Source organism: Mesorhizobium sp. WSM1386 (assembly GCF_055901595.1).
On record NZ_CM148373.1, the window covers coordinates 6,193,820 to 6,220,189 of the forward strand.

The 26,370-nt window shown below is 59.6% G+C and carries 24 protein-coding genes; 13 read left to right on the plus strand and 11 right to left on the minus strand.

Annotated features, from left to right (window positions below):
* The first annotated feature begins 64 nt into the window (after positions 1 to 64).
* The 10 genes from nadA to AC0NIH_RS30245 all read left to right on the plus strand — a co-directional run bounded on the left by nadA (position 65) and on the right by AC0NIH_RS30245 (position 10,646).
* Complete coding sequence (nadA, locus tag AC0NIH_RS30200) at positions 65 to 1,039, plus strand: quinolinate synthase NadA (protein ID WP_473469067.1); 975 nt, start codon at positions 65 to 67, stop codon at positions 1,037 to 1,039.
* Positions 1,036 to 2,583, plus strand: coding sequence for an L-aspartate oxidase (locus tag AC0NIH_RS30205; RefSeq protein ID WP_473469065.1), 1,548 nt, complete (start codon positions 1,036 to 1,038; stop codon positions 2,581 to 2,583). Before nadA ends, AC0NIH_RS30205 begins: the two co-directional genes overlap by 4 nt.
* Positions 2,580 to 3,461 (plus strand): carboxylating nicotinate-nucleotide diphosphorylase, encoded by an 882-nt coding sequence (gene nadC, locus AC0NIH_RS30210; protein WP_473469062.1) that lies wholly within the window; start codon positions 2,580 to 2,582, stop codon positions 3,459 to 3,461. Before AC0NIH_RS30205 ends, nadC begins: the two co-directional genes overlap by 4 nt.
* Before the next feature lie 190 nt (positions 3,462 to 3,651).
* A complete protein-coding gene (bioB, locus tag AC0NIH_RS30215; protein WP_473469059.1) occupies positions 3,652 to 4,662 on the plus strand; it encodes a biotin synthase BioB in 1,011 nt (336 codons plus the stop codon).
* The gene (locus AC0NIH_RS30220) at positions 4,659 to 5,798 is read left to right on the plus strand and encodes an 8-amino-7-oxononanoate synthase (protein ID WP_473469056.1); all 1,140 of its coding nucleotides are present in this window, start codon (positions 4,659 to 4,661) and stop codon (positions 5,796 to 5,798) included. Before bioB ends, AC0NIH_RS30220 begins: the two co-directional genes overlap by 4 nt.
* Entirely contained in the window at positions 5,795 to 6,430 is a 636-nt protein-coding gene (bioD, locus tag AC0NIH_RS30225; RefSeq protein WP_473469054.1) for a dethiobiotin synthase, read from the plus strand. The genes AC0NIH_RS30220 and bioD overlap by 4 nt, the downstream gene beginning before the upstream one ends.
* Positions 6,430 to 7,695 carry an adenosylmethionine--8-amino-7-oxononanoate transaminase gene (locus AC0NIH_RS30230; protein WP_473469052.1) on the plus strand — a complete coding sequence of 422 codons (1,266 nt, stop codon included), beginning with the start codon at positions 6,430 to 6,432 and terminating at the stop codon, positions 7,693 to 7,695. The genes bioD and AC0NIH_RS30230 overlap by 1 nt, the downstream gene beginning before the upstream one ends.
* Positions 7,692 to 8,675, plus strand: a complete 984-nt coding sequence (locus tag AC0NIH_RS30235) for a beta-ketoacyl-ACP synthase III (RefSeq protein WP_473469050.1) — start codon at positions 7,692 to 7,694, stop codon at positions 8,673 to 8,675. Before AC0NIH_RS30230 ends, AC0NIH_RS30235 begins: the two co-directional genes overlap by 4 nt.
* Before the next feature lie 33 nt (positions 8,676 to 8,708).
* Positions 8,709 to 8,936, plus strand: a complete 228-nt coding sequence (locus tag AC0NIH_RS30240; RefSeq protein ID WP_473469048.1) for a hypothetical protein — start codon at positions 8,709 to 8,711, stop codon at positions 8,934 to 8,936.
* 63 nt (positions 8,937 to 8,999) lie between these two features.
* The gene (locus tag AC0NIH_RS30245) at positions 9,000 to 10,646 is read left to right on the plus strand and encodes an MFS transporter (RefSeq protein WP_473469046.1); all 1,647 of its coding nucleotides are present in this window, start codon (positions 9,000 to 9,002) and stop codon (positions 10,644 to 10,646) included.
* A gap of 422 nt (positions 10,647 to 11,068) precedes the next feature.
* Here the strand turns inward: AC0NIH_RS30245 and AC0NIH_RS30250 are convergent, their stop codons facing one another.
* Positions 11,069 to 11,527 (minus strand): HipA domain-containing protein, encoded by a 459-nt coding sequence (locus AC0NIH_RS30250; protein ID WP_473469044.1) that lies wholly within the window; start codon positions 11,525 to 11,527, stop codon positions 11,069 to 11,071.
* 448 nt (positions 11,528 to 11,975) lie between these two features.
* Here AC0NIH_RS30250 and AC0NIH_RS30255 point away from each other — a divergent pair, with 448 nt between their 5' ends.
* The 3 genes from AC0NIH_RS30255 (at position 11,976) to AC0NIH_RS30265 (ending at position 17,639) form a co-directional block, all read left to right on the plus strand.
* A complete protein-coding gene (locus tag AC0NIH_RS30255) occupies positions 11,976 to 13,130 on the plus strand; it encodes a porin (protein WP_473469041.1) in 1,155 nt (384 codons plus the stop codon).
* A gap of 1,035 nt (positions 13,131 to 14,165) precedes the next feature.
* The gene (locus tag AC0NIH_RS30260; protein ID WP_473469082.1) at positions 14,166 to 14,918 is read left to right on the plus strand and encodes a carbonic anhydrase; all 753 of its coding nucleotides are present in this window, start codon (positions 14,166 to 14,168) and stop codon (positions 14,916 to 14,918) included.
* Positions 14,919 to 15,101: 183 nt separating this feature from the next.
* Positions 15,102 to 17,639 (plus strand): ATP-binding protein, encoded by a 2,538-nt coding sequence (locus tag AC0NIH_RS30265; RefSeq protein WP_473469038.1) that lies wholly within the window; start codon positions 15,102 to 15,104, stop codon positions 17,637 to 17,639.
* 121 nt (positions 17,640 to 17,760) lie between these two features.
* Here the strand turns inward: AC0NIH_RS30265 and virB11 are convergent, their stop codons facing one another.
* Genes virB11 through virB2 form a run of 10 tightly spaced genes read right to left on the minus strand, consistent with a single transcriptional unit; the run spans position 17,761 to position 26,336 of the window.
* Positions 17,761 to 18,801, minus strand: coding sequence for a P-type DNA transfer ATPase VirB11 (gene virB11, locus AC0NIH_RS30270; RefSeq protein ID WP_473469035.1), 1,041 nt, complete (start codon positions 18,799 to 18,801; stop codon positions 17,761 to 17,763).
* The gene (gene virB10, locus AC0NIH_RS30275) at positions 18,785 to 19,927 is read right to left on the minus strand and encodes a type IV secretion system protein VirB10 (RefSeq protein ID WP_473469033.1); all 1,143 of its coding nucleotides are present in this window, start codon (positions 19,925 to 19,927) and stop codon (positions 18,785 to 18,787) included. Before virB10 ends, virB11 begins: the two co-directional genes overlap by 17 nt.
* Positions 19,924 to 20,805, minus strand: a complete 882-nt coding sequence (locus AC0NIH_RS30280) for a TrbG/VirB9 family P-type conjugative transfer protein (RefSeq protein WP_473469032.1) — start codon at positions 20,803 to 20,805, stop codon at positions 19,924 to 19,926. The genes virB10 and AC0NIH_RS30280 overlap by 4 nt, the downstream gene beginning before the upstream one ends.
* Positions 20,802 to 21,515, minus strand: coding sequence for a type IV secretion system protein VirB8 (locus tag AC0NIH_RS30285; RefSeq protein ID WP_473469030.1), 714 nt, complete (start codon positions 21,513 to 21,515; stop codon positions 20,802 to 20,804). The genes AC0NIH_RS30280 and AC0NIH_RS30285 overlap by 4 nt, the downstream gene beginning before the upstream one ends.
* Positions 21,512 to 21,670 carry a type IV secretion system lipoprotein VirB7 gene (locus tag AC0NIH_RS30290; protein WP_095814513.1) on the minus strand — a complete coding sequence of 53 codons (159 nt, stop codon included), beginning with the start codon at positions 21,668 to 21,670 and terminating at the stop codon, positions 21,512 to 21,514. Before AC0NIH_RS30290 ends, AC0NIH_RS30285 begins: the two co-directional genes overlap by 4 nt.
* 25 nt (positions 21,671 to 21,695) lie before the next feature.
* Positions 21,696 to 22,583 carry a type IV secretion system protein gene (locus AC0NIH_RS30295; protein ID WP_473469028.1) on the minus strand — a complete coding sequence of 296 codons (888 nt, stop codon included), beginning with the start codon at positions 22,581 to 22,583 and terminating at the stop codon, positions 21,696 to 21,698.
* A 59-nt stretch (positions 22,584 to 22,642) separates the two neighbouring features.
* The gene (locus AC0NIH_RS30300; protein WP_473469026.1) at positions 22,643 to 23,323 is read right to left on the minus strand and encodes a TrbJ/VirB5 family protein; all 681 of its coding nucleotides are present in this window, start codon (positions 23,321 to 23,323) and stop codon (positions 22,643 to 22,645) included.
* Positions 23,324 to 23,335: 12 nt separating this feature from the next.
* On the minus strand, positions 23,336 to 25,705 hold the full coding sequence (gene virB4, locus AC0NIH_RS30305) for a type IV secretion/conjugal transfer ATPase VirB4 (RefSeq protein ID WP_473469024.1): 2,370 nt from the start codon (positions 25,703 to 25,705) through the stop codon (positions 23,336 to 23,338).
* Positions 25,705 to 26,031, minus strand: a complete 327-nt coding sequence (locus AC0NIH_RS30310; protein ID WP_473469022.1) for a type IV secretion system protein VirB3 — start codon at positions 26,029 to 26,031, stop codon at positions 25,705 to 25,707. Before AC0NIH_RS30310 ends, virB4 begins: the two co-directional genes overlap by 1 nt.
* Complete coding sequence (gene virB2 / locus AC0NIH_RS30315) at positions 26,031 to 26,336, minus strand: pilin major subunit VirB2 (RefSeq protein ID WP_473574027.1); 306 nt, start codon at positions 26,334 to 26,336, stop codon at positions 26,031 to 26,033. The genes AC0NIH_RS30310 and virB2 overlap by 1 nt, the downstream gene beginning before the upstream one ends.
* Positions 26,337 to 26,370: the final 34 nt, after the last annotated feature.

The window sequence follows — 26,370 nt, forward strand, 5'->3', positions numbered from 1 at the left end:
CATACTTATAGTCAAGGTAGACATATTCCCCTTATTGTCAGATGGAATATAATCGGAGGCGCTGATGACTGGGGCGTTACCTACGGCTGCGTCCCTGTACGAGCGCGTCCGGCGGGTGATCCCGCCGGTCGAGTGGCCGGCCTTCACCAACGACATTGAAGCCATCCTCGCGCTGAAGCGTGATCGCAATGCGGTCATCCTTGCGCACAACTACCAAACGCCGGAGATCTTCCACTGCGTGGCCGACATTGTCGGCGACAGCCTGGCACTGGCCCGCAAGGCGGCTATGATCGAGGCGCAAATCATCGTGGTTGCCGGCGTGCATTTCATGGCCGAAACGGCCAAGCTGCTCAATCCGAACAAGATCGTCCTCATCCCGGACCTCGGCGCCGGTTGCTCGCTGGCCGATTCGATCACGGCACAAGACGTGCGGCTGATGCGGCAGCGTTATCCGGGGGTCCCGGTTGTCACCTACGTCAACACTTCGGCGGCTGTAAAAGCGGAGTCGGACATCTGCTGCACCTCGGGCAACGCCAAAGCGGTGGTGGAATCGCTCGGCGTGCCGCGTGTGATCATGGTGCCCGATGAATATCTGGCGAAGAACGTGGCGGCGCAGACGGAGGTCGAGATCATCGCCTGGAAGGGCCACTGCGAAGTGCATGAGCGCTTCACGTCGGCCGACATCCGGGAACTGCGCGATGCGCATCCAGGGGTCATCGTGCTCGCCCATCCCGAATGCCCGCCAGAGATTGTCGCAGAGGCGGAATTCTCCGGCTCGACTGCGGACATGTTGGAATATGTTGAGCGCGAGAAACCGTCGCGCGTCGTCCTGCTAACGGAATGTTCGATGAGCGACAATGTCGCGGTCGCGCATCCCGAGGTCGAGTTCGTCCGCCCATGCAATCTGTGTCCGCACATGAAGCGCATCACGCTGGCTAACATTCGCCTCGCACTCGAGGAGAACCGGCATGAGGTCCGGATCGATCCCGGGATTGCAGGGCGCGCGCGCCGCTCGGTCGAGCGTATGCTTTCCATATGAGCCTCGACGTTCATGACATCGGCGGGGCGCCGGTCATCATCGGCGCCGGTGTGGCAGGCCTGATGACCGCGCTTCATCTGGCGCCGGAACCGGTTGTGCTTCTGTCCAATGCGGGGCTGGGAACCGGAGCCTGCAGCGAACTCGCCCAAGGCGGTCTTGCGGCAAGTGGCGGCGGCGAGGACAGTCCCGAACTTCATCTTTGTGACACCCTCGCAGCCGGCGACGGCCTCTGCGACGTGACGATGGTGCGGCAAACTGTCCGAGCTGCACCCGAAGCGATCAGGACTCTAGAACGCTTCGGTGTGGCATTCGACCGATGCGCTGACGGCGCGTTGCGTCTCGGGCTTGAGGCGGCGCACTCGCAGCGGCGGATCGTGCATGCGGCAGGCGATGCCACGGGACGCGAGCTTGTCCGGGCGCTGATCGCCGCGGCACGGCGCACAGCCTCCATCACTATCCTGGAGAACGTGGAGGCCCGCCGGCTTGTCGTGGAAGACGGGGCGATCATCGCCGTGGTCGCGGCCGGGTGCACGGGTGCAATCGCCTTGCCAACGCGCCGCGCGGTCCTGGCGACCGGCGGCATCGGCGGCTTGTTTAGCGATACGACAAACCCGACTGGCTCATTTGGACAGGGGCTCGCCCTCGCCGCCTGTGCCGGGGCGGAGTTCGCGGACCTGGAATTCGTGCAGTTCCACCCAACCGCCCTCGAGGGTCCGCGGCGGCCGATGCCCCTGGTGAGCGAAGCGGTGCGTGGCGAGGGTGCTGTGCTCGTCGACGAGCAAGGAGAGCGTTTCCTCGCTGAAACCCCAGGGGGCGAGCTTGCGCCTCGCGACGTGGTTGCGCGCGCGGTTTGGCACCAGCTCGCTGCCGGACGCCGTGTGTTCCTGGACGCAAGGCAATGTCTGGGCCTCAGATTTGACAAGCGCTTTCCGGCAATCGCCGATTTGTGCCGCAAGGCCGGCATCGATCCCGCGACCGACCTGATCCCGGTGCGCCCGGCGGCACATTATCACATGGGCGGTGTTGCTGTAGACGCTGCCGGCCGCAGCTCCATCGAGGGACTGTGGGCATGCGGCGAGGTCGCATGCACCGGTCTGCACGGCGCGAACCGACTTGCCAGCAACTCGCTTATCGAAGCGGCGGTCACAGCGGCCTGGGTTGCTGAAAGCGTCGCCGACGTATCCCACACCCGGCGACCGCGCGTGTGTTCCGCATTCGTGCCTCAACGGCCAGACGCCTCCGGCATCCGCCCAATCGTCTCCGCCGCACTCGGCATCATCCGCGATGGCGAGACGCTACGCGACGTGGTGGCGGCCCTGTTGCCGATTGCAGCTCACGACAGCGCTGCCTCCGACCCCGCCTTGGTCGCGCTGATGATCGCCATTGCGGCCCTGCGGCGAGAAGAGAGCCGCGGCTCGCACTGTCGTTCCGATTTCCCCGGACGCGATCCGCATGCGCGCCAGTCACGTCTCACACTGCGCAGCGCAATACAGACCGCCATCGGACTCAGCTGGCGGGTACCGATACGGAGCACCCTGACATGATTTCGTTCTCTCCCCTTCCCTCAACCCTGATCGAGCCGATCGTGCGCGGTGCTCTTCTCGAAGACCTGGGCAGATGCGGCGATCTGACCAGCGATGCCGTGATCCCGCGTGATCGCACGGCCACGTTGGTGCTCAAGTCGCGACAGACGGGGATTGTTGCCGGGCTCGATCTGGCAGCCTTCGCCTTCATGCTCGTCGAACCTGCGATCGACATGCAAATCTGGCGCGCTGACGGCAGCGATGTCGCGGGGGGAGAGACTATCGCCATGCTGTGCGGACCGGCGCGAGGCCTGCTCACGGCCGAGCGCACGGCGCTCAATTTTCTGTGCCGTCTGAGCGGCATTGCCACGGCCACGGCGGCGATGGTCGAAGCCGTGCGTGGCCACAAGGCGAGGATCGTGTGCACGCGAAAGACGACGCCCGGCCTGCGAGCTTTGGAGAAATATGCGGTACGCGTCGGCGGCGGCGCCAATCATCGCTTCGGGCTCGACGACGCCGTGCTGATCAAGGACAACCACATCGCAATCGCCGGCGACATTCGCACTGCAATAGAGCGGGCGCGCGCCGCCGCAGGGCACATGGTGAAGATCGAGGTTGAGGTCGAGACTCTTGAGCAGCTCGATACAGCACTCACGCTGGGCGTCGACGCAGTGCTGCTCGACAATATGTCGGTTGAGGACCTTACCCGCGCCGTAACAATCGTCGGTGGCCGCGCCATCACGGAGGCTTCCGGTCGGGTGACGCCGAAAATGGCTCCCGCGATCGCCGCGACGGGAGTTGACCTCATCTCGGTCGGATGGCTGACACACAGCGCGCCCATTCTCGACATTGGCCTGGACATGCCGTGCCGCGGGAATATCAGCACTCATTTGAACTAAGGGAAACACAATGAGGAGCAACGCGCGCGCGGCTGCATGCGCAGACGTGACGCTGGAAAAGCAAGCTTCATACGGGCTCACCTCAATACCCGGTATCCGGGTACAGCGCTCGCCGACGAGCCCATCGGAAGGGGCTCGCCACTGGACGGTCTCATGTGCGCTCGCTGACCAGCAATAGAGGTTTTTGACGATGACCACGGGAATGAACGAGGAGTGCGATTCCAACTGTGCCACGCAGTCGATGGAGGCAGCACTGCCCCGATGGAATCGCAAACAGGCCGAGGCTATATACGGCATGCCGTTCAACGATCTGCTCTTCTTGGCCCAGACCATCCATCGCCAGAACTTCGATCGCAACCGGGTGCAGCTGTCGCGGCTGCTCAGCATCAAGACCGGCGGATGCCCGGAGGATTGCGGCTATTGCAGCCAGTCTGCGCATCACGAAACCGGCCTGAAGGCATCGAAGCTGATGGTGGTCAAACATGTCATCGAGGAGGCGACCAAGGCACGAGATGCTGGCGCAACCCGCTATTGCATGGGCGCTGCCTGGCGCAGTCCGAAGGACCGCGACATGGACGCCGTGCTCGCCATGATCGAAGGCGTGAAGGCGCTTGGCATGGAGACCTGCATGACGCTCGGCATGCTCGACCTCAGCCAGGCGCAGCGCCTGAAAGCGGCTGGTCTCGACTACTACAACCACAACCTCGACACGTCCGAGCGCTATTACGGCAAGGTTGTTTCGAGCAGGGCCTTTGCCGACCGGCTGGAAACGCTTGGGCGGGTGCGCGAGGCTGGGATCAAGGTCTGCTGCGGCGGCATTGTCGGGATGGGAGAGGAAAAGGCTGATCGCATCGACATGCTGGTAACGCTAGCGAACCTGCCCGAGCCGCCGGAAAGCGTGCCCATCAACATGCTGGTCCCCATCGCGGGGACGCCGCTTGCCGATGCCGAACCCATCGATCCGATCGATTTCATCCGCACCATTGCGCTCGCCCGCATCATGATGCCGAAGTCCTATGTAAGACTCTCCGCCGGCAGAACGGCGATGAGCGACGAGACCCAGGCGCTGTGCTTCTTTGCCGGGGCCAATTCCGTGTTTGTTGGCGACACGCTTCTGACGGCGGACAATCCCGGGGAGGACAAGGATACTCGTTTATTTAGACGTCTCGGCATCGAACCGATGCAATGCGAGGCGAAATGAACGAGCCGCCGCTCGCCCGCTATGAAGCCACCTTGCAGGGACTGGCACGCAAGGACCGGCTGCGCACATTGGCGCCGCGGGTCGGGTTGGACTTCTCCTCCAACGACTATCTCGGGTTTGCCGCCTCGAAGAGACTTGGCGATGCAGTCACGGCCGCAATCGAGCGGGGCACCCCTGTTGGCGCTACCGGATCGCGGCTTCTGCGCGGCAACGCGCCGGAGCATGAGGCATTGGAGGCAGATGCGGCGGTGTTCTTCGGGGCCGAACGGGCGCTGTTCTTCGGCAGCGGCTATGTCGCCAACTTCGCCCTGCTGAGCACCCTGGTGAAAAAAGGCGACCTGCTGATCCTCGATGAACTGGCGCATGCCAGCATGCATGAAGGGGCGCGCGCTGGACGCGCCGAGTTCAGGCTGGTGGCGCACAATGACATTGATGCTTTTGAGGATGCGATAAGGCGCTGGCGCGCCGAAGGCGGCTTGGGGCGCATCTGGATCGGGGTCGAAAGCCTTTACAGCATGGATGGCGACCGCGCGCCGATGGGGAGCCTGGTCGAGCTTGCCGATCGGCACGGGGCATTCATACTGGTTGACGAGGCACATGCCACCGGGGTCTGGGGATCGGCGGGCCGCGGGCTGGCCGCGGCGTTCGAGGGCCGCGACAACATCATGGCCCTTCATACATGCGGCAAGGCGCTGGGTGCATCCGGCGCGATCGTCACTGGGCCGGGAGTGCTGTGCAACTATATTGTCAATCGCTGCCGGCCGTTTATCTACGCCACCGCGCCATCGCCGCTCATGGCCGCGGCGGCGCGCGAAGCGCTCGCAATGCTGGTCGACGAGCCGATGCGCCGCGTTCAGTTGCACCAGTACGTTGCCTATGCAAGCAGGCAACTGGCCGAGCGTTGCGGAGCCAAGCCCAGCGGTTCGCAGATCCAGCCATTTGTCGTTGGGGAGGTGACGCGCACAATGGCGATCGCGGCGGCTCTGCAGGCCCGCGGCTTCGACATACGCGCCATTCGTCCGCCGACCGTGCCGGAGGGTACCTCGCGGCTGCGCATTTCGCTGACGCTCAATGTCGGCAAGGCTGACATTTCGGCCATGGTCGAGACGCTTGCTGAAGTGTTGGCCACGGCATGAGCAAGCGCATCGTCGTCACCGGAACAGATACGGGAATTGGCAAAACGGTTTTTGCCGCGGGGCTGGCGGGCCTGCTCGACGGCTTCTACTGGAAGCCGGTGCAATCGGGTCTCGATGAGGAGACCGATAGTGAGGTGGTCGAACGGCTCGCTGGCCTGCCATCAGGGCGCGTGCTGCCGGAGGCCCACCGCTTGAGGAGCCCGCTGTCGCCGCACCGCTCAGCTGAAATCGACGGTGTCTCGATCGAGGCTGCCGATCTTGCTTTTCCGGTCCGGCCCACACCGCTCGTCATCGAAGGCGCTGGCGGACTGATGGTGCCGATAAACCGACAGACAAGATTCATCGACATCTTCGCTGAATGGCGGCTGCCGGTGATCCTGTGCGCCCGCACCGAGCTCGGCACGATCAACCACACTTTGCTGTCCATCCAAGCCCTGCGGGCTCGCGCCATCCCGCTGATCGGTGTTGCCTTTGTCGGTGAAGAGGCGGCCGATACGCAAAGGACAATCACCGAATTGGGCGCGGTGCGTCAGCTCGGCAGACTGCCACACCTGGCTCCGCTCACGCGCGAAACTCTGCGAAAGGCGATGATTGCCGGCTTCGACTTCGCCCAGATTGCCGAAGGCGAATGATGTCGCGGTCGCGCGTGTGGCATCCATTCACCCAGCATGCGATCGAGCCGCCGATGCCGGCCGTTATCCGCACCGAAGGCGCTTGGCTACAGACGAATGACGGTAGGCGTATCCTCGATGCAATCTCCTCCTGGTGGGTGGTCACTCACGGCCACCGCCATCCACGGATCATGGAAGCGATCCGGATTGCGACCGGGACGCTTGACCAGGTGATCTTCGCCGGCCTAACCCATCAGCCGGCAGAGCAATTGGCCTCCGCGCTGATCGAAATGGTACCGCCAGGCCTCGACTGGGTCTTTTATTCCGACAGCGGCTCTACCTGCGTTGAAGTCGCGCTGAAAATGGCGCTCGGCTATTTCCGCAACATCGGCGCGCCGCGCTCGCGCATCGTCGCGATGGAACACAGCTATCATGGCGACACGATTGGCACGATGAGCGTCGGCGCTCGGGGCGTGTTCAATGCTGCCTACGAACCGCTTTTGTTCGAGGTCGACATCATTCCTTTTCCGGCCGCGGGGCGCGAGCAGGAAACGCTTGATCGTTTCGAGGTTCTGTCTCGCGACCGCCGCGCCGCCGCGCTGATCATCGAGCCGCTCGTGCTTGGCGCCGGCGGCATGCTGATGTATCCGGCCTGGGTTTTGACCGAATTGAAGAGGATCGCTGAGGCCTCCGGCACGCTCTTGATCGCCGACGAGGTGATGACCGGCTGGGGACGCACTGGAACCATGTTCGCCTTCGAGCAGGCGTCCATCTCTCCGGATATGCTGTGCACCTCGAAGGGTTTGACAGGCGGGGCCGTCCCGCTGGCGGCCACGCTCGCCAGCGATACCATCTTCCAGGCCCACTATTCCGTAGACCGGAAGAAGACCTTTTTCCACTCAAGTTCATACACTGCCAATCCGATTGCCTGTGCGGCGGCACTTGCCAATGTCGAGATCTGGCGTGACGAGCCGGTGGCCGAGCGGATCGCCGCCTTGAGCACGAAGCAGGCGGCCGGGCTACACCGCTTCCGGGACAATCCATATTTCGCCGACAGCCGAGCGACGGGCACGATCGCGGCCGTCGATCTGCGCACCGGCTCAGCCGGTTATCTTGCCGAGATCGGGCCGAAGCTGCGCGCTTTTTTCCTCGAGCGCGGCCTGCTCGTGCGCCCGCTCGGCAATGTCCTTTATCTTCTGCCGCCCTATTGCATCACCGGAGACGAGCTGGACGGGCTCCATGACGCCATCGAGGAGGCCGGCGAACGTTTCGGCTCGCGGTCATGAGCCGGTCGTCGCGCATACTGGGCTTCGGTCATCATGCGCCTGCGCGCAAGGTCGAGAACGCGGAAATCGAAGATCGTCTCGGGCTCGAACCCGGCTGGATCGAGCGGCGCACCGGAATCCGCTCGCGCTTCTGGGCAACAGACGAGGACACGCTGTCGGGCCTTGCCGCACATGCCGGCGACATGGCGCTGGCCAATGCCCGCATCGAGCGCAGCGACATCGGTCTGCTGTTGCTCGCGACGTCTACGCCCGACCATCTTCTGCCGCCGAGCGCACCGCTGGTGGCACATCGGCTGGGACTCGACCGCGCCGGTGCGGTTGACCTGACAGGCGCCTGCGCCGGCTTCATCTATGCCCTGATGTTCGCGGACGGATTCACCCGCCTTCATGGCAAAGCGAGCCTGGTCATTGCCGCCAACATCCTCAGCCGCCGCGTCAATCCGGCCGAGCGCTCCAGCGCGGTGCTGTTTGCCGATGCCGCCGGCGCCGTGGTGATCGGCTTCGGTGACAACCCGGATCGGGGCATCCTCGGCGTTTCGGTGGATTCCGACGGATCGGGCTACGGACTGATCCAGATTCCCGCCGGCGGAAGCAACACCCCATTCCATGGCGACCTCGACCTCGAGCAGACACGGATGACCATCACGGACGGCCGTGAAGTGTTCAGCAAGGCCGTGGAGATGATGACCGCCTGCTCGCAGGCCGCGCTCACTGCTGCCCGAATGAGGCCGCAAGACATCGATCGTTTCGTGCCGCATCAGGCCAATGCGCGCATTTTCGATGCAGTTGGCAGGAACCTCGGCATTGCCGATGAAGCGATCGTCAAGACGATCGCCGACTACGGCAACTCTTCCGCCGCGACCATCCCGCTCTCGCTCTCGCTTTCGCATCAGGCACAGCCGTTTCGGCCCGGTGAAAAGATTCTTCTTACGGCAGCCGGTGCCGGTCTCAGCGGAGGCGCCCTCATCCTAGGAATTTAGCCGCACGGCGGCCATGCACAGGAGTGGTCACGGATGATCCAGCAAACGGGTCTGCCAAAGAAGGTCGCCGCCAAGATTCACGGGCGCTGGCGCGGTGACGCGAGAGCGATCAAAGTTGCAGGCTATTCTGTCGATCAGCACAATCGGCAATGTTGTCTTGCCGCAAGGGTCGTCGGCGCCTGGGAGAGGACAGAGCTCATGCACAGCTTCCTCGTTCGACGGGTCATCCTGGTCGGGTGGTCGGCCCTTCCGATGCATTGATCAACATTGTAGCGGCAGCAGTGCAGCCGAGAATTTGAATAAGCGGCCCTCGAAGGCATCATCATGCAGTCCGAAAAAAATACCCATCTGCCTGCCTCAACAACGCTGGCTCCCTTTCGAAATCCGGTGTTTCGCTCGATCTGGACGGCTACACAAGTATCCAGCCTCGGCTGGCTCGTGCAAACGGTCGCCATCAGCTGGCTGATGGCCACGATTTCCGCTTCGGATCTGATGGTTGCACTCGTGCAGGCTGCATCCACCTTGCCGGTATTTCTCCTTTCGATCCTGGCAGGAGCCATTGCCGACAATTTCAGCCGCCGATGGGTGATGTTTGCCGGACACTGCCTGATAGCCTTGGCGTCAACGACGCTGATGATTTCTGTGGGTCTCGGATTTGCCGGTCCCTGGCTAATTCTCGGATTGGGTTTCCTGGCCGGCTGCGGCTTTGCCTTGAATGATCCGGCCTGGCACGCTTCTGTTGGCGATATCCTTCACAAAAGGGATATCCCGGCCGCGGTCACCCTCATGTCGGTCGGATACAACATTGTGCGCAGCCTCGGTCCGGCCTTGGGGGGCATGGTCTTGGCGTTCTTTGGACCGCTGGCCGCTTTCGCCTTGGCAGCGTTGAGTGATCTGGCGCCGCTAAGCGCAATATGGCGTACTCGATGGGATATTCGCACTTCCCCTCTCCCTCGTGAACGCATGACGATGGCAATTCATGACGGAGTGCGCTTCACGGTGATGTCCCTGGAGATCAGGGCAGCAATTGCCCGTGCGACCCTTTTCGGCCTGGCAAGCATCTCCATCCTTGCATTGCTGCCTCTGCTTGTCCGGGACCAGCTGAAAAGCGGACCCATTATCTACGGCATCTTGCTGGCCGGCTTCGGCATGGGTGCTTTCATAGCGGGCATGAGCAATAGCTTTCTGAGGCGGGTCACGTCTCAAAACAGGCTGGTGTCCTTCGCCTCCGTCGCTTGTGCAGCATGTTGCCTTTCGCTTGCACTCACATCGTCGATCCCTGTGGCGGCGATTTCGCTGGCACTTGGCGGCGCGGGTTGGCTCATCACCTGGACTAACATCGACGTGTCGGTGCAGCTCGCAAGCCCCAGGTGGGTGGTCGGCCGCACATTGTCGATCTACTACGCGTTGAGCGCAGGCGGGATGGCGGCCGGCAGCTGGATCTGGGGTACTGTCGCACAGAACTACTCCTTAGGCTGGGCTTTGGAGGGCGCCGCAGGCGCTCTGTTGCTGGTTGCAGCTGCGGGAATACTGTTTCCGGTCGGTCCATGGGAGGAAACGGACCAGGAAAGTTCGGGTTTTCGGCCGCCGGAGCTGGCACTCGACTTGAAGCCCAGAAGTGGACCCATAGTGGTGAAGGTGGAATATCGTATATCCGAAGAGAATATCGAGACCTTTCTGGGCTACATGCGCGCAAGGCGGCATGTTCAGAGCCGTGCCGGTGCGCGAAACTGGACATTGCAGCGAAATCTTCAAACGCCTTCGATTTGGACAGAGACATTCCGCACGCCAACCTGGATGGATTTTCTTCGCCTGAACCATCGGCTCACGGCAGCGGATAAGGAAATCGGTGATCATCTCCTGTCCCTGCATGATGGGGAGCATCCTCCTCACACAGTGCTTTCCATCGAACGCACGACTGAGGCAGCTCGTAGCCGTTCCCCGACGCTCTTTTCTCGCCCTCCGAGATGACGTGTCGCATCGGGCATTGGATCTGCGGCGCCAGTCGAGTTCGCGGAGCGTGAAGGCCGCAGGCAGTACACGAGCTGATGCGGCCGGCGCTCTCTCGAGAATTGCCCCGCGGCGTCGAGGTCGGGAACTTTGCTCTGGTTGTTCCGGCGGCGCGAGCACGCAAAGAAGCGCATGGGTGCCGGTGATCGCCGACAGCGCCTTTCGGCGGGCGGTTCAGCCAGTTTCGCGGCTCGGTTGGCCGGCAAGAGGATCTGACTCACTCCAGGCGGCGCGGGGCTAGCCAGAACCGGGGGCTGTTCGAGCCCAAGCGTTTCGAGTTGCACCTGGCGAAGCGCACGCATAGCCCTCGAGATGGTGGCCAGACGGAGACCAGCCGACTTGACGCCCTTGAAGGGCGGCCCGGAACGAGAACGCATCAAATATCATTGCCGCGCCGGTTGGGCGGCTTGCCTTTCGCGATGTTCGAACGCGTCGGTGAAGCTATCGAGTTCTTGGTGGGTCATCCCAAGCGCGCGCCCCTCCTCACGCCATGTGGCGACCGCCCTCTCGACTTCTGCGAGGATCGTCTTCGCTCGATCGGTCTTGATCCGGAAATAGGCAGTGACGGACATCAACGCGTCGATCGTCGCTTCGGGTCCGGTTTCCTCCGATATCCAGGTTTTCAGCTCTCGCACACGCTCTGGGAACGGGTTGATGTCGAAGGCAGGCGCCAAGCGCCATTGCCCGCGATGCACATGGATAAAGCCGTGATTGTGGAGGTGGTCATCGACATTGGTGATAAGGATTGAGAAGGCGATGCGCAATGCATCCACCGTATTCGGCGCCAGGTGAGCTCCACAGCCCGGGAATTCGCACGTGCCGCTGCAAACGGAACGGGCCATGCTTGGCTCGATTCCAGCACTGAGCAGCCACGCACGCTGTCTCGACCCGACCCTTCATAGCGAGCAAATGCTGTCGGCATCGAGCGAAAGTGTCACATTCCAAACATACGAAGTTGTCCCAACGTCTGGTTTTCGTGCCCAGCCTGCGCCGACAGAGAGCGCGACGAGCAGCAGTGGCCAATTTTAATGTCGCGAAGCCGGCTCGTCAGAATGGCACGTCGCTTGCTGCTCCGCCTGGAACGCAGACTGCTAGCCCACGAACAGCGGAGATGACTATGGCGATTGAGTCACAACGGCTACCCCTCCGGTGTGCCCGAAGAGTTTGGCCGAACAGCCGTGTGGAAGCGCAGCGGGGCGGGCAATAGGCGTTGTGACGTCTATTTTGGCCGGACGCAGGTCGGTCAGATTGCAAAAAAGAACGCGGACCCCTTTTGAATGGAGATCCAGAATGAACGTAAGCAGTCTTCTTCTCGGCTCGGTTGCGGCCCTGAGCTCCGTTTCGGTGGCTCGCGCGGCGGCCGAAATCTCCGCGTCGGACCGGACCGAATACGTCCGGATCTGCGACGTCTACGGTCCGGGCTACTTCCATGTCCCCAACACCGACACCTGCCTGCGCATCGGCGGCTACATCCGATATGACGTCGGCATCGGCGGTGTCCATTCGCATGAGGGGGCAAGAACATCCAGTGCGAGAACCGGGGAGGCTCAGGGCACCTGGCGAAACAACACGCGTTTCGCGTTCAAGACTTGGACGCGCGAGGAAACCGAAATCGGACCACTGAAGACCTATACTGAAAGCCGCCTGAACTTCGGCAACCGCAACCCTTATCCGGGTCCAGACAGTGCTCAGAACTATGCGTTCAACAGCGGCGCCAACTTGGCTTCCGCCTGGATCCAGCTTGGTGGTCTCCGAGTCGGGAAGGACGAATCGGCCTTCGACACATTTATCGGATACGCCGGGAACAGCGTCAATAACGCACCTATTCCGTATGGCGACTTCGATACCAACGTGGCTCAGTACTACTTGGATTTCGCCAATGGCTTTTCCGCTCTGGTTTCACTTGAACAAGGGGCGGGTAAGGTCGGTTCTCTCGACAGCCATGTTCCCCACGTCGTACTAGGCGTGAGACAAACGCAGGCCGGCGGCGCGATCGCCGGCGTCATCGCTGGTGACAGCAATTACGACGCTTTGGTAGGCAAGGTCCGCATAGACGTCAATGTTACCGATGACCTGTCGCTATTCGGTATGTTCGGCTACGGCTCCGTTGGCAATCTCAACGACGATCCAACCAAGGCAGTCGCCGCTCATGGTCGCGGCTTCTACAAGAATTGGAGCGGCGACTGGGCTTTGTGGGTGGGCGCCACTTACACGCTCAACGAGAAAACGTCGTTGAACCTCCAGGTCTCCGGTGATCAGCTCAGCAACTCCGGACTGGCTGCAAACGTCGCCTATATGGCCATTCCAGGTTTCACGATCACAGCCGAAGTCGATTATGCCCGCTACGCCAATCTCACTGCCCTCGACCGTTCCGGCATGAATCCAACTCATGTCGGCAAAGCGGACAGCCTCGGCGGCGTACTGCGATTCCAAAGCTCGTTCTAACGCAACGAATCTGAATGTCGTGGTCCCGACTGTTGGCCTCGGTGCCTGGCCTTGCGATGTTCAAAATGTCGTCCCGGACGATCATGCCCGGATTTGTTGGTGGACTTCATAGCTTGCTCAGCGAGGCCCCATAGCGCTCAGCAATGCCACTCAACAGCTGGTCCGGGGCGTCTTTGGTCCATCTGCATCCTGTTGTGCTACCCCATTGCGATGAGCCGCTCGATATCGAGAGCTTCGCCGGCAGGGCAAGAACGGTAGACATCTGGACGCTTCGTCCTGGCACTCGTCAAGTTTCCTCGGTGGTTCAGGATCAGTTTTCGGCAGGGGTCGTTGCAAATCAATTCAGTTCAGTAGAAGTTCTGGCCGGGCCATCTTGAAAGGCAACTCAATCGGAATCCGAGTCGCAGTGGATCGCCCAGAGGCGCGCAATCCTTTAGTCCTGATCGAAAGCGTTACAGCATAAGGTCGATCTTTAATCCACGTTCGTGCTACTGGCGTAGTTTTCCCCCGCATTATTGTCGCGCAGATATGGTGGACGCTCCGATTCGAGCCGGCGTCCTCCGCAGCACCGCAAATTGGGCATTAGGGCATCCATGTCGTGGATGTTCTTTATCGTAGCAATCGATTTCCCTGGCTGTCCGATGATGAATATGTAGACTCGGCATGGTGGGCGCCATCGGAGTAGTTGCATGGAATCGTTTGTCCAGTGTGGCCCGGGTGCCGAGGCAATCTTCGGTGAGGTCGACCATGTGATCTGCAACCCAACGGCAATCTGCCGTCGTGGAGATAGTGAGCATGGATTCTGCCAGGTGGTCTACCTTGTGAAAATAATAGCTGAAACAAACCGCATGTGGTGGCGGGCAAGGACACCCGCGGGAGTCGGAATCCACGTCGAGAATCATCGGCTTGCGCCGCGATGATGGCGTAGCTAACTGTTCGGCCGCAAATTGGGAAGGCATCGCCCACATCACCGCTGTGCCTGCAGTCCCCCATGCTAGCGCTAAATTTGACGTGTTCAGTAGGAGCCAAAGCAATATGCACCGCCGTAGTCTGATTAAGGGATTCGTTGCACTCGGCGCGTGTCCTGTTTGCGCTGAAGCCGCGCGGGCGGCTAGCACCGAATGGGGATATGCCGGCCCGGTCGGACCCGAAGAATGGGGGCATCTGGACAAGAAGAACTTGGTCTGCTCGGCGGGCATGCAGCAATCGCCGGTCAATATCAAAGGCGCGGTCAAAGCGGATATTCCCCACATCGCCATAGGTTGGCACAGGGACGGCGGTAGGATGGTGAACAACGGCCACACCATTCAGATCAATCTGCCGCGAGGCAGCACGCTCACTCGGGGGGACCGTGTCTATGAACTGCTACAGTTCCATTTCCATTCGCCAAGCGAGCACCACGTTGCAGGCAAGAGTTTCCCGATGGAAGCGCATTTTGTCCATAAGGACCGCAACAGCGATACTCTGGGTGTGCTGGCCGTGTTTTTGACGCCAGGCCGGACAAATGCCAGCTTTGCCAGGCTTGCTGCAGCACTTCCAGCAACGTCAGGCGAAGAGGCAGCGGTCGACGACGTCGACCCGAATGGGCTTCTGCCGGCTTCGCTTCACTACTGGACTTATGAAGGGTCTTTGACGACGCCGCCATGCACGGAAAACGTTGACTGGATGGTGGCGACGGAACCGGTTGAGGTCGACCCAGCGGATATCGGGCGATTTACCTCGCACTATCCCCGGAACGCGCGCCCTATCCGTTCACTCAATCGGCGATTCATCCTTGGCCTCAGTTGAGGCCCCTCCCGCCGCGAGGGGGCGAAGCACCGCCTGCGCGTCATATTCATCTGCTTCCAAGATCGTAAGGATGAGCTCCGCGTCGCAGAGGCGCCCCTGGGGGCTCGTTCTATTCCTGGAAGCGGACCAACACCAAATTCGGCAAACGGTGTTTAAGCCGTCCTTATAAGGGGAGAGGTAGGCGTGGCTTTCCTGTTCCAGCAGCATCCGGCCGCATACCGAACCTATGGCGAGCTGGACTTCAGGTTGGGCCTTCGCAAGGCGTGCACCGCGGATCAAACGCCGTTTCCTTGGGAAACACGGCTCAGTTCCGACAAAGCAATTGTAATCGCCCTAGCCGCCACGATTGCGCTCTTGATCGGGACGCAGGGGCAGCCCCCGCAGATCGACGACGCGATCCTAAGCCAGCTGCGAACGATTCAGATCAACGATGCATTGCTGCGGCGCGACGTCGCCCGCGCCGGGACGGCTATGGTATTGGACTCCCGGTCGGTTGCTTCTGCCGGACAGGCGTTGCAAAGGAATCGTGAAAACTTGCAACGCTCTCCCGAGGTTTCGCCTGATGAGAGCTCCGTGCAATCCAGATTGCGCGCGCAGCTCATAAACTCGATCGAAAACAAGGAGGCTGCCGTCTCAGCCTTGGTCAAGCAAGATCAGCTTGTGCAAAACTGTCTCGCAGATCTTGCTCGCTCGCTTGGTCGCCTTTGGGGGGGGGCACCGTCGCGCAGGGTTGTGTTGTCCAAGCTGATCGCATTTTCGGCCGAACCGGGGCTCACGCTCGCATCACAGATGGATCGGCCTCCGGACCGGGGTGCTGCCAGCCAGGCCCGGGCTGCCGCGGATGTTGTGGTCAAGGCCGGCGCTGCCGCGTCTTCTTTATGGAGGTTGGACCAAGCTGCCAATCAGATCGCATCCCTCGACACGTCATCCAAGGCCACCGAACTGGAGCGAGAGCATCTGAAAGGCTATCGCCTAGCCAGTGCGCAAGCGCAGCGTACGCGACTTTTCTTTGGCTTTTTGTCCATATGCATCTGCTTGTTTGCGATCATTCGATCCTCCAGACAGCATCTGCGGACGAACCAACTGAAAAGGCGGCTGGAGGTTGAAGAGGCGATGAGTGAGATCGAAGCTCGCTTCAACGACAGTAGAGCAAAGAACGACGCGGCGCGCTTTTCCACTGAAGCAGCGCTTAGACTCGTCCAACGCGTTTTCGATGCGGATCAATGCGCGCTTGCTCTGGTTGATCCGAGCCTCAGCAGGCACACCGAGTGCTTTGTGGCAAACACGTGCATACCCGTCTGGAACGTCGCACTTGTTGATGAAGTCGTTTCACTTGTCCGCGCCGGACGGCCAGTGTTTCGCGTCTTTCCTGCGGCGGAAGTGGTTCGGACCGCCAAAGGCGCTTCAGGTGTTTGTCAAATTGTTGCTTGCAGGGCCTCCGATCAGCAGGCTGCGGTTTGCATCCTTGTTTTTGAACAAGATCGCTCACTCCCCTCAGCTGACGACCTGCGGGTTCTTGCCAGTGCTATTGCGCGTTTTAGCCACCATCTTGAGATGCAACGTGTAAATGCCGAACGCGACCTTCTGGTGAGTCGATGGGAGCATGTGGAAAGGCTAAGGACAATCGGCACGATCGCAAGCGCCGCCACACATGAATTCAACAATATTTTAGGCGCAATAATCGGCTATTCAGAGATTGCTCAAGGTCTTGTACGTCGCCCCTCCAGAGTTCGGAACCACATCAACCAAATCATCTTAGCTGGACACCGAGCCAAGCTGATCGTTGACCAGATCTTGTCACTCAGCCGAAACCGGAAGCGCGAGGCGGCCCCTATCAGCGTCTCCGAGATTGTTATGGATCTTGCGCCATTGCTGCGGGTGACAGTTCGAGCGAATGTTCAGTTGAACTTCAAAATCGACGAGTGGCAAACCGTGGTCGAGGGCACCGCAACCGAGATACAGCAGATCCTTATGAATCTATGCAAAAACGCGTCGGAGGCTGTCTTGAACCAGGGCCGTGTCGAGATTAGCGTTTCTCGCGCCCAGGTTTGCCAAACAAAGCCGCTGGCTCAGGGCACCTTGAGACCTGGACATTACGTTCTCCTGTCCATCAGCGACGATGGCCCAGGAATTGCAAGTTCGATACTTCCGCATATCTTTGAGTCCTTTTTTACCACCCGCTCTCGCTTCGGCGGGACCGGGCTGGGTCTTGCCGCGGTTGACAGGCACGTGAGCGCGCTCGCAGGATGCCTTGACGTCACCTCGGCTGTTGGCCGAGGTACCCGCTTCGATATCTACTTACCGGCCTCCGAGGAGGAGCCCGTCAGCGCTGACATCGCTGTCGGCCCATACGACGGATCACTTGGCAACGGAGAAATTATTGCGGTCGTGGAGTCCGACCGAGCAGAGTTGGAGATCTACAAGAAGAATATCGCCGCGCTGGGTTATAAGCCGGTCGGCTTCGCGACCTTCGAAAGCCTTTGCGGCTGGATCGAGAGCGGGAAAGCAGCCGACCTGCTGATTTTCGGTAAAGCGCCTTTCCTCGAGCGAGGACAGGCAGTATCCGCATGCCCCACCCTCGTGAAGGTGCCTGTTATAATTGTCGGTGAAATCGACCCCATGCCGGTCACATCTGCCAATCAGGCCTTCGTCCTTCGGCTAGCGAAGCCGGTCTCGTCCCGGACAATGGAGCATGCGGTTCGTACAATGATGATGGCATGATGCCGCCGACTCGCTCAGCTATCCAAGCACTCCGAGAAGGCCCGTCAAAAAAGACATCGAAGCAGAACAAACTGAGGCGTCACGTTCACCAACTGATCGATCCCCAGACGTTGTTCCAGCCTTAGTGCTTGTTGAGAAGGTCGGCCACTGTCTCTCCCCGTCGCCGGGCATCGGCGGCGAGCCATACCTCTCCCACCTCATACACGTCGCCTTGGGTACGGAACGGTACAATGACGTCAATGGCAGCCGACAGCATGTCAAGAAGCGTGCGGTCTTCCACAGCGGCTCCTTGCGCGCTGCTCTTGACGAGTGAAAAGAGCTTTTTGAAACCTTGGACCGGATCAGCCCCATGGATCGTTGATATTGATCCCGCATGACCGGAGACGACTTCACTAAGGTAGGCCCAAGCGGCATCGTCGCGCATCTCGCCAAGCAAAATTCGATCAGGGCGCATGCGCAAGCTGGCTTGCAACAGTTGCTCGGCCGTCACCCCACCTGCGCCTGCTCGTTCCTTCGGATAGAGTAACCGGACATGATTCTCGTGCGGGATTGCAAGTTCGAGCGTGTCCTCGATACTGATCAACCTCTCATGCGGGGGTATAGCGTTGATCAAAGTCTTGCTCATTGTCGTTTTGCCGCTTCCAGTAGGTCCGCAAAGCAGCAACGTGAGCCGCCCGCAGACGCAGGCTCGCAAAAATTGCTCCAAGTCACCATGGTCGTAGTGCTGAAGAATCGTTTCGTCCTGCCGCTCTTGGCGCTCTTTTCGCGAGCGCCATTGATTCCAACGCGAGTATTCGTAGCGAGATGAAACTTCCTTGAGTTCGGTCACACGACTTGAGGGACGCCGTATCGTCAGGCTTATTGTTCCTGATGGTACAGCGGGCGGCAAACAGATCTGCAGCCGCTCTCCGTTCGGCAACTCAGTCGCACAGAGGGGGCTTTGCGGTCCGACATCTTGCTTGCGCAGCGCTCCAGCGAGGATCGCGATGTCCTCAAGGTCATCATAAGACAGTGGCAGCGGATGTTTCGTGAACACGCCGGCCTGTCGGACAAAGGCTTCCCCAGGCCGGTTGATAGCGACCTCTTCGGTTCTTGGCTCCTCAAGCCATTTTAGAACGGGCTCGAGAAGCAAACGCAATTGAGGATCAGCCTCCGACCGCATTGTTGTCTCTCCTGCGTTCGCGATGTTGGGGGCTTGGCGCCGCGGCAGTCGCTCTAAGATCGTATATATCTGAGAAATCGAGGTCCCGAGCCACAAAGATGGATACAGCATCTCCCTGGTTTTTCTTCAGGGTTGGCGGAACGTTAACCGTCGCTCTCAATGTCGTCTCGACGGCTTGTCCACCATTGCTCTGGAAGCTGTTGATGCCGCTTCCTCCACCAGAGCTGGCCGCGTATTGACCTGCGGCCTGAAACGCGCCTTGAATGACGCTCATGAGAATTGCTCCGCCAAAGCGTTCCCGGAAATGATTGTCCACCGTGCCAGGCATTCCGGAGCGGCCGAGCTCGTCAGCGCCCGGCGATGCAATCGAAACGAGGGCATGGTCAGGTGTTTCGATGCGCGTCCACAGCACGAAGACACGCGCGTCACCCTGCTGGAGACCGCGCTGGATCTCGCCAATCACCGTCGTCCCGCGGTCCAAGAGCACGACATTGTTGGTTGTGCCGCGGACGTCTTGAGGTAAAACGCACTTCACATAGCCGGGTAAATTTGTGTCAATTGCTGTTTGCAAAATGCAGGGAATGATCGCTCCTTGCGTAATCACGAGATCAGGGTGCGGCAAAAGTGTGGCCCGGCTTGGCTCCTGTACATCTGGCTTCAATCGGCCTGACAGATCGCCACCGATTGAAATCTCATCCGGTGTCGTGGGAGCATCCTTATGGTCGTCTTGGCTCCGCTGACCGTTATTGGGCATTTGACTGCTGCTAGTGTAAGCGAAGATTGGTGTTTCCTCCGGCTGCACATCATCTGGCGCCGTTGGGGGCGGCGTGGATGGCGCAGGATCTGCCGCCTGCGCCGCCTGAACGGGTGCTGGAGGTTCGGGAGCAATCTCAATTGGCACGGGGCGGAATGGCTCGGCGTTGGCGACAATTGGCGGCTTTGGCTGAGATAGCTCGTCTTCTGTGCTGGAACGACCTCCGAGCCAGATAAGCGATAGAGATGAGACGAGAACAAGAGCAGCGACGGCCAACTTCTGCGATCCCGAAACATGCCGGCGGGTCGGCTCCGACACGATCGATCCGGATGCATGGACATCATGTCCCGCCTGTGGGCCGGTATCATTCATCGACCCGAGCCTTTCAAAACGCGCCACACGTCGGGTGTCACTGTACCGGTCCCTGGCGCTCGTCCCAAAGGATCATAAGCCCTGTTGAAAATGGACAAGACCGTATTGCCATCTCTCAGACGCCATTCCCGAGCGACTGCGGACACTTCCACATAGTCCCCTTTGACCGTGTAATTGGCAGCGGCTTCCTTTCCGTCGGGATTGATAACGTAGAGGGAGGGTATGCGGGAATTGCTTGCGAAGCCAAATACGGTCGTAAAGCCGTTATCGAAAACTTCCAGCGGCGCCAGCGATCGATCGCCCTTTGCGACGTAGTGAAAATTGCTTTGGTCCGGACTTGCATTTGCGGCGGGGCGATTCAACAAATCCTGAACTCTCTCGTCTTGCAGCACTTTTGCCCGGACCCGGCCAAGACTCGAGCGCCTTTCTGCTTCCTTTCTCTGAGCAGAAGCATCATCTCCTGGATAGGTGAACTGCACACTGTAGTATAAGTCTGGTTGCTTCTCATCGAGCTTTGGCATCGCTTTCGTTGAAATACTGAATACGTATCTCCGTGTACCCGACTCACTCTCGGCCAGCACGATGACCGGCTGCGGCGACAGGATCCGGCTAGCCTTAAAAAAGAGATAGTTGGCCCGTGGGAGCGCAGCCAGGTCTTTGCTATTGGAAACGGCTACGGCTGCGACTGTCTCGTTGGCCGCGAATGTGACGACCAGCGTCGCCCCCACTGCGGTCGATAGGCGCACCACTTCGTCGGGATGGTAAGCCAGGTAGCGCATCCGCGCATCATGTTTGCCAGCAAGTGGCGTGTCTTCCGCGCGCGCTTCCATCGCGAAGAGGAGTGAACAGGCCAGCGCGAGAAATGCTCTTTTTGTCATGGCTGCACGTAGCCCAGGTTAGATACGGTATCTTCCGAGGCTTGATAGGACGTGACGAGTAGACCTCCCGGATTGGTGAGCCTCGATTGGCCAGGCAGACCCGTCAAGCGCTCGTAGCGGATGGTAGCTGTCCAGGAGGTCACTGTCGGCATCTGCCCATCGACAACAAGCGTCCGTTTGTATCGGATCTGTTGAACGTCGGGACTGATGTCGTTCGATGAAATATGCCCGACCTCGAGCTTGCCGCGCTTGCCGACCGTGACTTGCGGCGAAGTAGGATTCGGATAGTTGAAGAAATCTTGATATTGCTGTTGCACAGCCGGTGCGCTGAAACTGGATACGAGGTCATAGGCGTACTGGGCTGTATCTGCCGTGTAGCCCTCGCGCAGGCGTACATATTCCCACAGCGAAGCGTTTATGACGGCTCGGTCTTGGGTTGCGGGCAATCGAGAGATTGACACTTCGCTGTCAACGGTCCCGTCTGGCCGTACCCAGAGGAACACAGGTACGAGCTTAGCCAACGGGACCATGGCAGCGAGGGTAAATGCCTGGGCAACATTTCCTAGGACCGCCGCTGCCGCAAAGGCTATAAGGGCCTTTGACAAGCGCCCCGCAGACTTCGCTCGTGAAGTTTGAAACGCTTCCACCTTCTTGTAGTGAGCGGCTAGCGTTTCTCTCTCCACTAGAAGGGCATGTTCAGGAAATCTCATTTGGGCTCTTCCGCACACTCGACCTGAAGATCCTCAGGGGTGGTTTCCCATTGTCCCGCGTTCAGTTGGAATGGCGTACCCGTGCAGGTCGCAAGCCGATCGGTTGTCTTGCAGGCCGCCAAAGCGAGGATTGACAAAAGTAGATAGCGTTTCATGTTTTTGGCACCGCGCGCGTTGATTTTAACCGCCCGCCGTTCTGGCAAAGTAGCGATTGAGGTTGTTAAGAGGTCGGTTCGTCCCTGCCCAAGACCCGGCGGCGATGCTGCTGGCGATCGTCGGAAGCGCGACGATCAGAGCATCGCCAGCCAGGAAAAGCATGTCGAGCTCGTAAAGCCCGATGATCTTGGCTGCTGTCGTGCCCGAGTATTTGATCATCAAAAGCATCGCTGCCAGCGAGACTACTTCGGCCGCGATAACTATCGTGGCAACGATGTTGAGAAGGAGAAGCAGCAGCCCGTACGAGAGCAGTTGGCCGATCCATCTTGTAGCCATGTCTCGAGTGTGATCAAAAAGGTAGCCGACAAGAACCAGGGGGCCGATCGCCAAGAGCACCTTCGTCAAAATCCCAACGGCATCATAGATTTCGAACGCTGTCCACAGCGAGCCGTAGAAAATCCATTGCGCTCCCTCGAAAGCAAGTATGTCTTGGCCGTTCATAGGCCCAATTTCGGAAGCAATCATCTGAAAGGCATACTGAGTTGAAGCAAACATCCAGTCGAGCTTCTGGGGAATATTGATGAAGGGCAAGTCGCTGCCACTGATCTGGTGAGCAAGCCTTGGAATCGTGTCGTCGAAGACCGTTTCAATGTAATTGTGGTAGTTGGCCTGCCCTAAGATAAGGCCGACTACAATCGACACCATAATTACGCGCAAGATACCTGCACGCGCATCGACTTGACCACGCATAACCAGACAGCCTTGGATTATTATCCAAAGCGTCACACACGCAACCAGAGGCGCGCTGACCGCCTCTTGGATTTTTTCAAGCACGTTGTGCAGCCCTGACGTAAAGGCCACATGAAAGATCGTATGTATGGCCGTGAATGGCGCGGAAATCTTAAAAGCCATGGCGTGAGCCTGATTTGTCCCTGATCAGCCCAGCTGAGCCGGATGAACTCAGCGTCTGTTTACGGGCGCGAAAAAATGCTAGCAGTCGTCTCGCGTTCGCGACGCTGCATCGCGGCCTCCTCTGCGGCGTGAAGGCTTGCTTGTGCAGTGGCCATCGTCAGCAGACTCGTGGCCTGGGCATTTTGGATGATCGCATCGTGAATCTGCTTGAGGACCAGACCGTTGGTCACTGTGGCCTGCATAATATTTCGCGAGCGGGAAAGCTGACCAAGAGTGCTGGCGTTCTCCTGAAGGCGCTTGTCCATCATAACCAGATTCTCAGCTGCGAGACCTGCAGCATTGGCAGCACCGGCGACCTGTCCCTGTAACAGCTTCGCTTCCAGGTCGGTGCCGTCGACTTTCCGATTTGGGTCCTGCGCAATCGCACGCGCTATATTCGAAGCTGGCGTCTGGCTGTCAAACATCTGCCTCTCTAGCTGATTGCTCGACGGGTACTGATTTTTTTGGTTAAGTGAGCCTAGCAGTCCCATGACACCGAACGACGACGTTAGCATATCCACCATGGTGATTGTGTTGCTGAGCGTCACGATTGCACTCTCAAGGATCGCCGCAGTGGAAATCGCGGTCGCGGTCGATTGTGCTTCTGTTATAGGGTCGCTGACGATAAATTGCGACCTGGCCTGTCCGTGAAGCAGAAGGGAAGCAGCAAGCGTCGTTGCTGCAAGCTTAGCAACTTGCATGAATATTCTCCGTCAGTCTTTAACTTCATGGCAATGGGCCATGAACTTGTCGAGCCACCTATCTGGGGCATCTCCGTGCTGGTCGCGAAGCTGGTCGGCAAAGCGCACGGTGTTGGCCCGCCCCGAGAGTACGGCTACATACTCGCGCATCTGCCCAAGATCGAATTCGCAAACAACACTCCCGCTGTCGCGCTTGAGCAAAAACTTGCGGCTGCCGATTGCCATTTCCTGGCGGATTGCCTCGAACTCCGGCACAGTGCATTTCAGGCCATCGACATACGCGGATCGGTCCGCCGTCGGTGACGGGTAGAAAATTTTCGTCATACATTGCGCAACGAGACTAGCTCCAAGAGGCGACTCCAGCACGTGCTCAGGCTGCTGCGTAGCAAGTATCAACATGCCGTTGTTCTTGCGGACGGTGAGCAAGAACTTGTCGATAACAGCCGAGAATTGGGGGTTGAGCAGATAGAAGCGAAATTCGTCGCAGCTCATGACGAACCGACGGCCATCGACGACAGCGCCCACTCGATGCAGAAGATATGCCGCGGCCGGCGCACAGACCTCCTCATATTCCAGGAGTTGCGTCATGTCGAACCCGGTAATGGAGGCATCCAACCTTACTTCGTCGACATCGCCGTCAAAGGCCCATCCAAGCGCGTTGCCTCTACACCACCGCTGTAGCCGCGCTCCAGCGCCCTCGATGGGGCCGTGCAGCAGGAATTCGCGCAGGCCCGCAATTGAGCGCATTACGGGTTCGAACGAAAGTTGACGAACAATGCCACGTTCCAGTCGACGGCTTTCCTCCGGCGAGATCGGACCACGACCGTCACTCTCGATTAGGGCCACCAACCACTCGCGAAGAAAGTCCCGCGAGGCGGAGCTGTTGTCCAGTCCACGCAGAGGGGCCAAGCCGCTCGGAGCGCCTCTGCGCAACGCCAGATATGTCCCTCCGGTGGCTCGCACCAGCAGTTCACCACCCCGGTCCTTATCGAAAAAGACGATCGCACCATCGCGATCGACCACGCTTTGCTCAAGCATCGCGAGGATAAAGGTCATCAGCGTCGTCTTGCCTTTGCCGACGGGTCCGAATATCGCCGTCATGCCGACGTCATTCTCATGCGGGATGTAGTCGAAAGAAGTTCCACCGTTCGTACGAAAGCGCGCAACAGCTTTGCCCCAGTGGCCGGTAGTGGAACCACTTGGGAAGTTCTCAAAAGAGACAAGCCCGGCAAAATTGTGCGAAGTGATCGCCCCGGGGCGCGTGCGCCACTTCTTGTTCCCCGGAAGTTGGGACCAGTACGCGGCCTCCATGCCGATACCCTCTTGGACAATAACGGCGCCCGTATCGGCCAGCCTTGCGCGGGCATTTGCTGCGCGATCTCCAAGGCTGTTGAGGCTGTCGGCATAGACGCACAGGCTCAAATGATGTGAACCCATGACGAATTCGTTGCTTGCCAGTGCGTCCTCTGCTTCGGCAAGTTCATTAATCTGGGTGAGAGCCTTGTCGCCGGCGCTCGTCATCTGGCTGGACTTAAGGCTAAGCTTCGCATGAGCTTGTGGCCGAGTGAGGAAGGAAAAGCTCTGGCTGAGGACAAGCGGGAAGTTGGCGGACAGCAACGGATTTAGCATGCCTGGCCGCGTCGTCGCCGGATACTCACGCAACGAAAACAATGATCCCACGGAGCTATCCCCGGGTCTTCGAATCTCAAGCGCCCGCTTCCCGCATATGACCTGGTCAGTGTAGATCGAGGCGCCAAGTGAGCCGGTAACCATCGGAACCGGGAGAAACCGGCAAGTCATTATCAGCCGAAGCGCCTCGCCGATTTCCGTGAAGAGCACGTCGCCTTTCTCACGAATACCCAGCCGGCGCAGACCGTAACCGCCGAGTGACCCAGCAATGATCTGCCAGAGGTCCTCCAGGATTCGTATTTGTGCGGCCAGATCGTTGTCATTCCGCCTGGGGTATTTGGCAATGCGCCAGCCAATCTTGCCGATTGCGCTTCGTGGGAACACGACGACCGTGAGGAAGTGATCGTTGCGAAAGAGCTTGCCCGACAGCACACGGCTCTCATAGGCCTCGCTAAGACTGCCAGCGAATGCACTTTGAAACTGGCGCGATGCCGGCGCCGGCACATCGTTGTTTCGCACAAGATGGGCGTACAGCGTGACATTGTCGTCGGCGATGTTGCGCAAGAGAGTGTTGAACGCGCGGCAGCGCGCGTTGCGCATCTCAGCGTCTTCCAAATCAAACGGCAGCCCGTTCACATGTGCCATGGCCATGATGGATCCGTCCTCCAGAAGGACAACCTGATCGCTTAGATGACCGACATACGGAAGGTAGATCTCGCCAGATCTCTCGGTCCGGCCACTGGCGCCAAACATTACACCATTCCTCTTCCGCGTTTCGGCACTCTGATCGGATTGGCGCTGACGCTCGCGCCGCCCCACACCTGTCCGTCCACGCTTCTGCCGGCGGTCTGTAAATAGAGGAACGCGACGCTTGCCGCGTTGTAGTCGCGCTCAACGATCAACCGTGCTCCGAACCAGAGTGGCACGAGCACGACTTCATAAAGTGGGTTCTTAAGGATAATGATGACGAGCCCACCCAACATCATGAGCGCTCCGGCCAGCGTCAGCGGCACCCCCAGAAAAAGTGCAGGGCGTGTCGCCGCCACATAGAGGGTGCTCACTTCCAACCGGTCGCTCATCAGCCACCGCCTATGAGCGCCTTGCCCAGGAAGCTGGCGCCGAACATGATGACGATCCCTCCAACGACACCCGCAACCAGGCCAAGTGAAGCACGACCGAACATCCAGGAGATACCGATGGCCACGAGTCCGAGCACGGCCAGCGATTGTCCGAAGGGGCCAAGTATGAAGGTGCAGATATTCTGGACCATCTTGGCAGGATCCGTCCCTCCGGTCACCTGGGCCGCGGCTGGCCCGCTGGAGAAGACCGCCCACGCCACGCCTGCAGCAACGGCCGGTACATATTCAGCCGCCATGCGCAGCATGGAAAAAGGCGAAGGAACATGCGTTTTAAGCGCA

What these genes read in the sequence shown, in the direction of transcription:
- AC0NIH_RS30235 (WP_473469050.1), top strand. Translation starts at nt 7,692, where the DNA reads ATGAGCCGGTCGTCGCGCATACTGGGCTTCGGTCATCATGCGCCTGCG.
- bioB (WP_473469059.1), top strand. Translation starts at nt 3,652, where the DNA reads ATGACCACGGGAATGAACGAGGAGTGCGATTCCAACTGTGCCACGCAG.
- AC0NIH_RS30205 (WP_473469065.1), top strand. Translation starts at nt 1,036, where the DNA reads ATGAGCCTCGACGTTCATGACATCGGCGGGGCGCCGGTCATCATCGGC.
- AC0NIH_RS30255 (WP_473469041.1), top strand. Translation starts at nt 11,976, where the DNA reads ATGAACGTAAGCAGTCTTCTTCTCGGCTCGGTTGCGGCCCTGAGCTCC.
- virB11 (WP_473469035.1), bottom strand. Translation starts at nt 18,801, where the DNA reads ATGCGGTCGGAGGCTGATCCTCAATTGCGTTTGCTTCTCGAGCCCGTT.
- virB4 (WP_473469024.1), bottom strand. Translation starts at nt 25,705, where the DNA reads ATGTTTGGCGCCAGTGGCCGGACCGAGAGATCTGGCGAGATCTACCTT.
- nadA (WP_473469067.1), top strand. Translation starts at nt 65, where the DNA reads ATGACTGGGGCGTTACCTACGGCTGCGTCCCTGTACGAGCGCGTCCGG.
- AC0NIH_RS30245 (WP_473469046.1), top strand. Translation starts at nt 9,000, where the DNA reads ATGCAGTCCGAAAAAAATACCCATCTGCCTGCCTCAACAACGCTGGCT.
- AC0NIH_RS30290 (WP_095814513.1), bottom strand. Translation starts at nt 21,670, where the DNA reads ATGAAACGCTATCTACTTTTGTCAATCCTCGCTTTGGCGGCCTGCAAG.
- virB2 (WP_473574027.1), bottom strand. Translation starts at nt 26,336, where the DNA reads ATGCTGCGCATGGCGGCTGAATATGTACCGGCCGTTGCTGCAGGCGTG.
- bioD (WP_473469054.1), top strand. Translation starts at nt 5,795, where the DNA reads ATGAGCAAGCGCATCGTCGTCACCGGAACAGATACGGGAATTGGCAAA.
- AC0NIH_RS30230 (WP_473469052.1), top strand. Translation starts at nt 6,430, where the DNA reads ATGTCGCGGTCGCGCGTGTGGCATCCATTCACCCAGCATGCGATCGAG.
- AC0NIH_RS30220 (WP_473469056.1), top strand. Translation starts at nt 4,659, where the DNA reads ATGAACGAGCCGCCGCTCGCCCGCTATGAAGCCACCTTGCAGGGACTG.
- AC0NIH_RS30250 (WP_473469044.1), bottom strand. Translation starts at nt 11,527, where the DNA reads ATGGCCCGTTCCGTTTGCAGCGGCACGTGCGAATTCCCGGGCTGTGGA.
- AC0NIH_RS30295 (WP_473469028.1), bottom strand. Translation starts at nt 22,583, where the DNA reads ATGGCTTTTAAGATTTCCGCGCCATTCACGGCCATACATACGATCTTT.
- nadC (WP_473469062.1), top strand. Translation starts at nt 2,580, where the DNA reads ATGATTTCGTTCTCTCCCCTTCCCTCAACCCTGATCGAGCCGATCGTG.
- AC0NIH_RS30260 (WP_473469082.1), top strand. Translation starts at nt 14,166, where the DNA reads ATGCACCGCCGTAGTCTGATTAAGGGATTCGTTGCACTCGGCGCGTGT.
- AC0NIH_RS30300 (WP_473469026.1), bottom strand. Translation starts at nt 23,323, where the DNA reads ATGCAAGTTGCTAAGCTTGCAGCAACGACGCTTGCTGCTTCCCTTCTG.
- AC0NIH_RS30240 (WP_473469048.1), top strand. Translation starts at nt 8,709, where the DNA reads ATGATCCAGCAAACGGGTCTGCCAAAGAAGGTCGCCGCCAAGATTCAC.
- virB10 (WP_473469033.1), bottom strand. Translation starts at nt 19,927, where the DNA reads ATGAATGATACCGGCCCACAGGCGGGACATGATGTCCATGCATCCGGA.
- AC0NIH_RS30280 (WP_473469032.1), bottom strand. Translation starts at nt 20,805, where the DNA reads ATGACAAAAAGAGCATTTCTCGCGCTGGCCTGTTCACTCCTCTTCGCG.
- AC0NIH_RS30285 (WP_473469030.1), bottom strand. Translation starts at nt 21,515, where the DNA reads ATGAGATTTCCTGAACATGCCCTTCTAGTGGAGAGAGAAACGCTAGCC.
- AC0NIH_RS30310 (WP_473469022.1), bottom strand. Translation starts at nt 26,031, where the DNA reads ATGAGCGACCGGTTGGAAGTGAGCACCCTCTATGTGGCGGCGACACGC.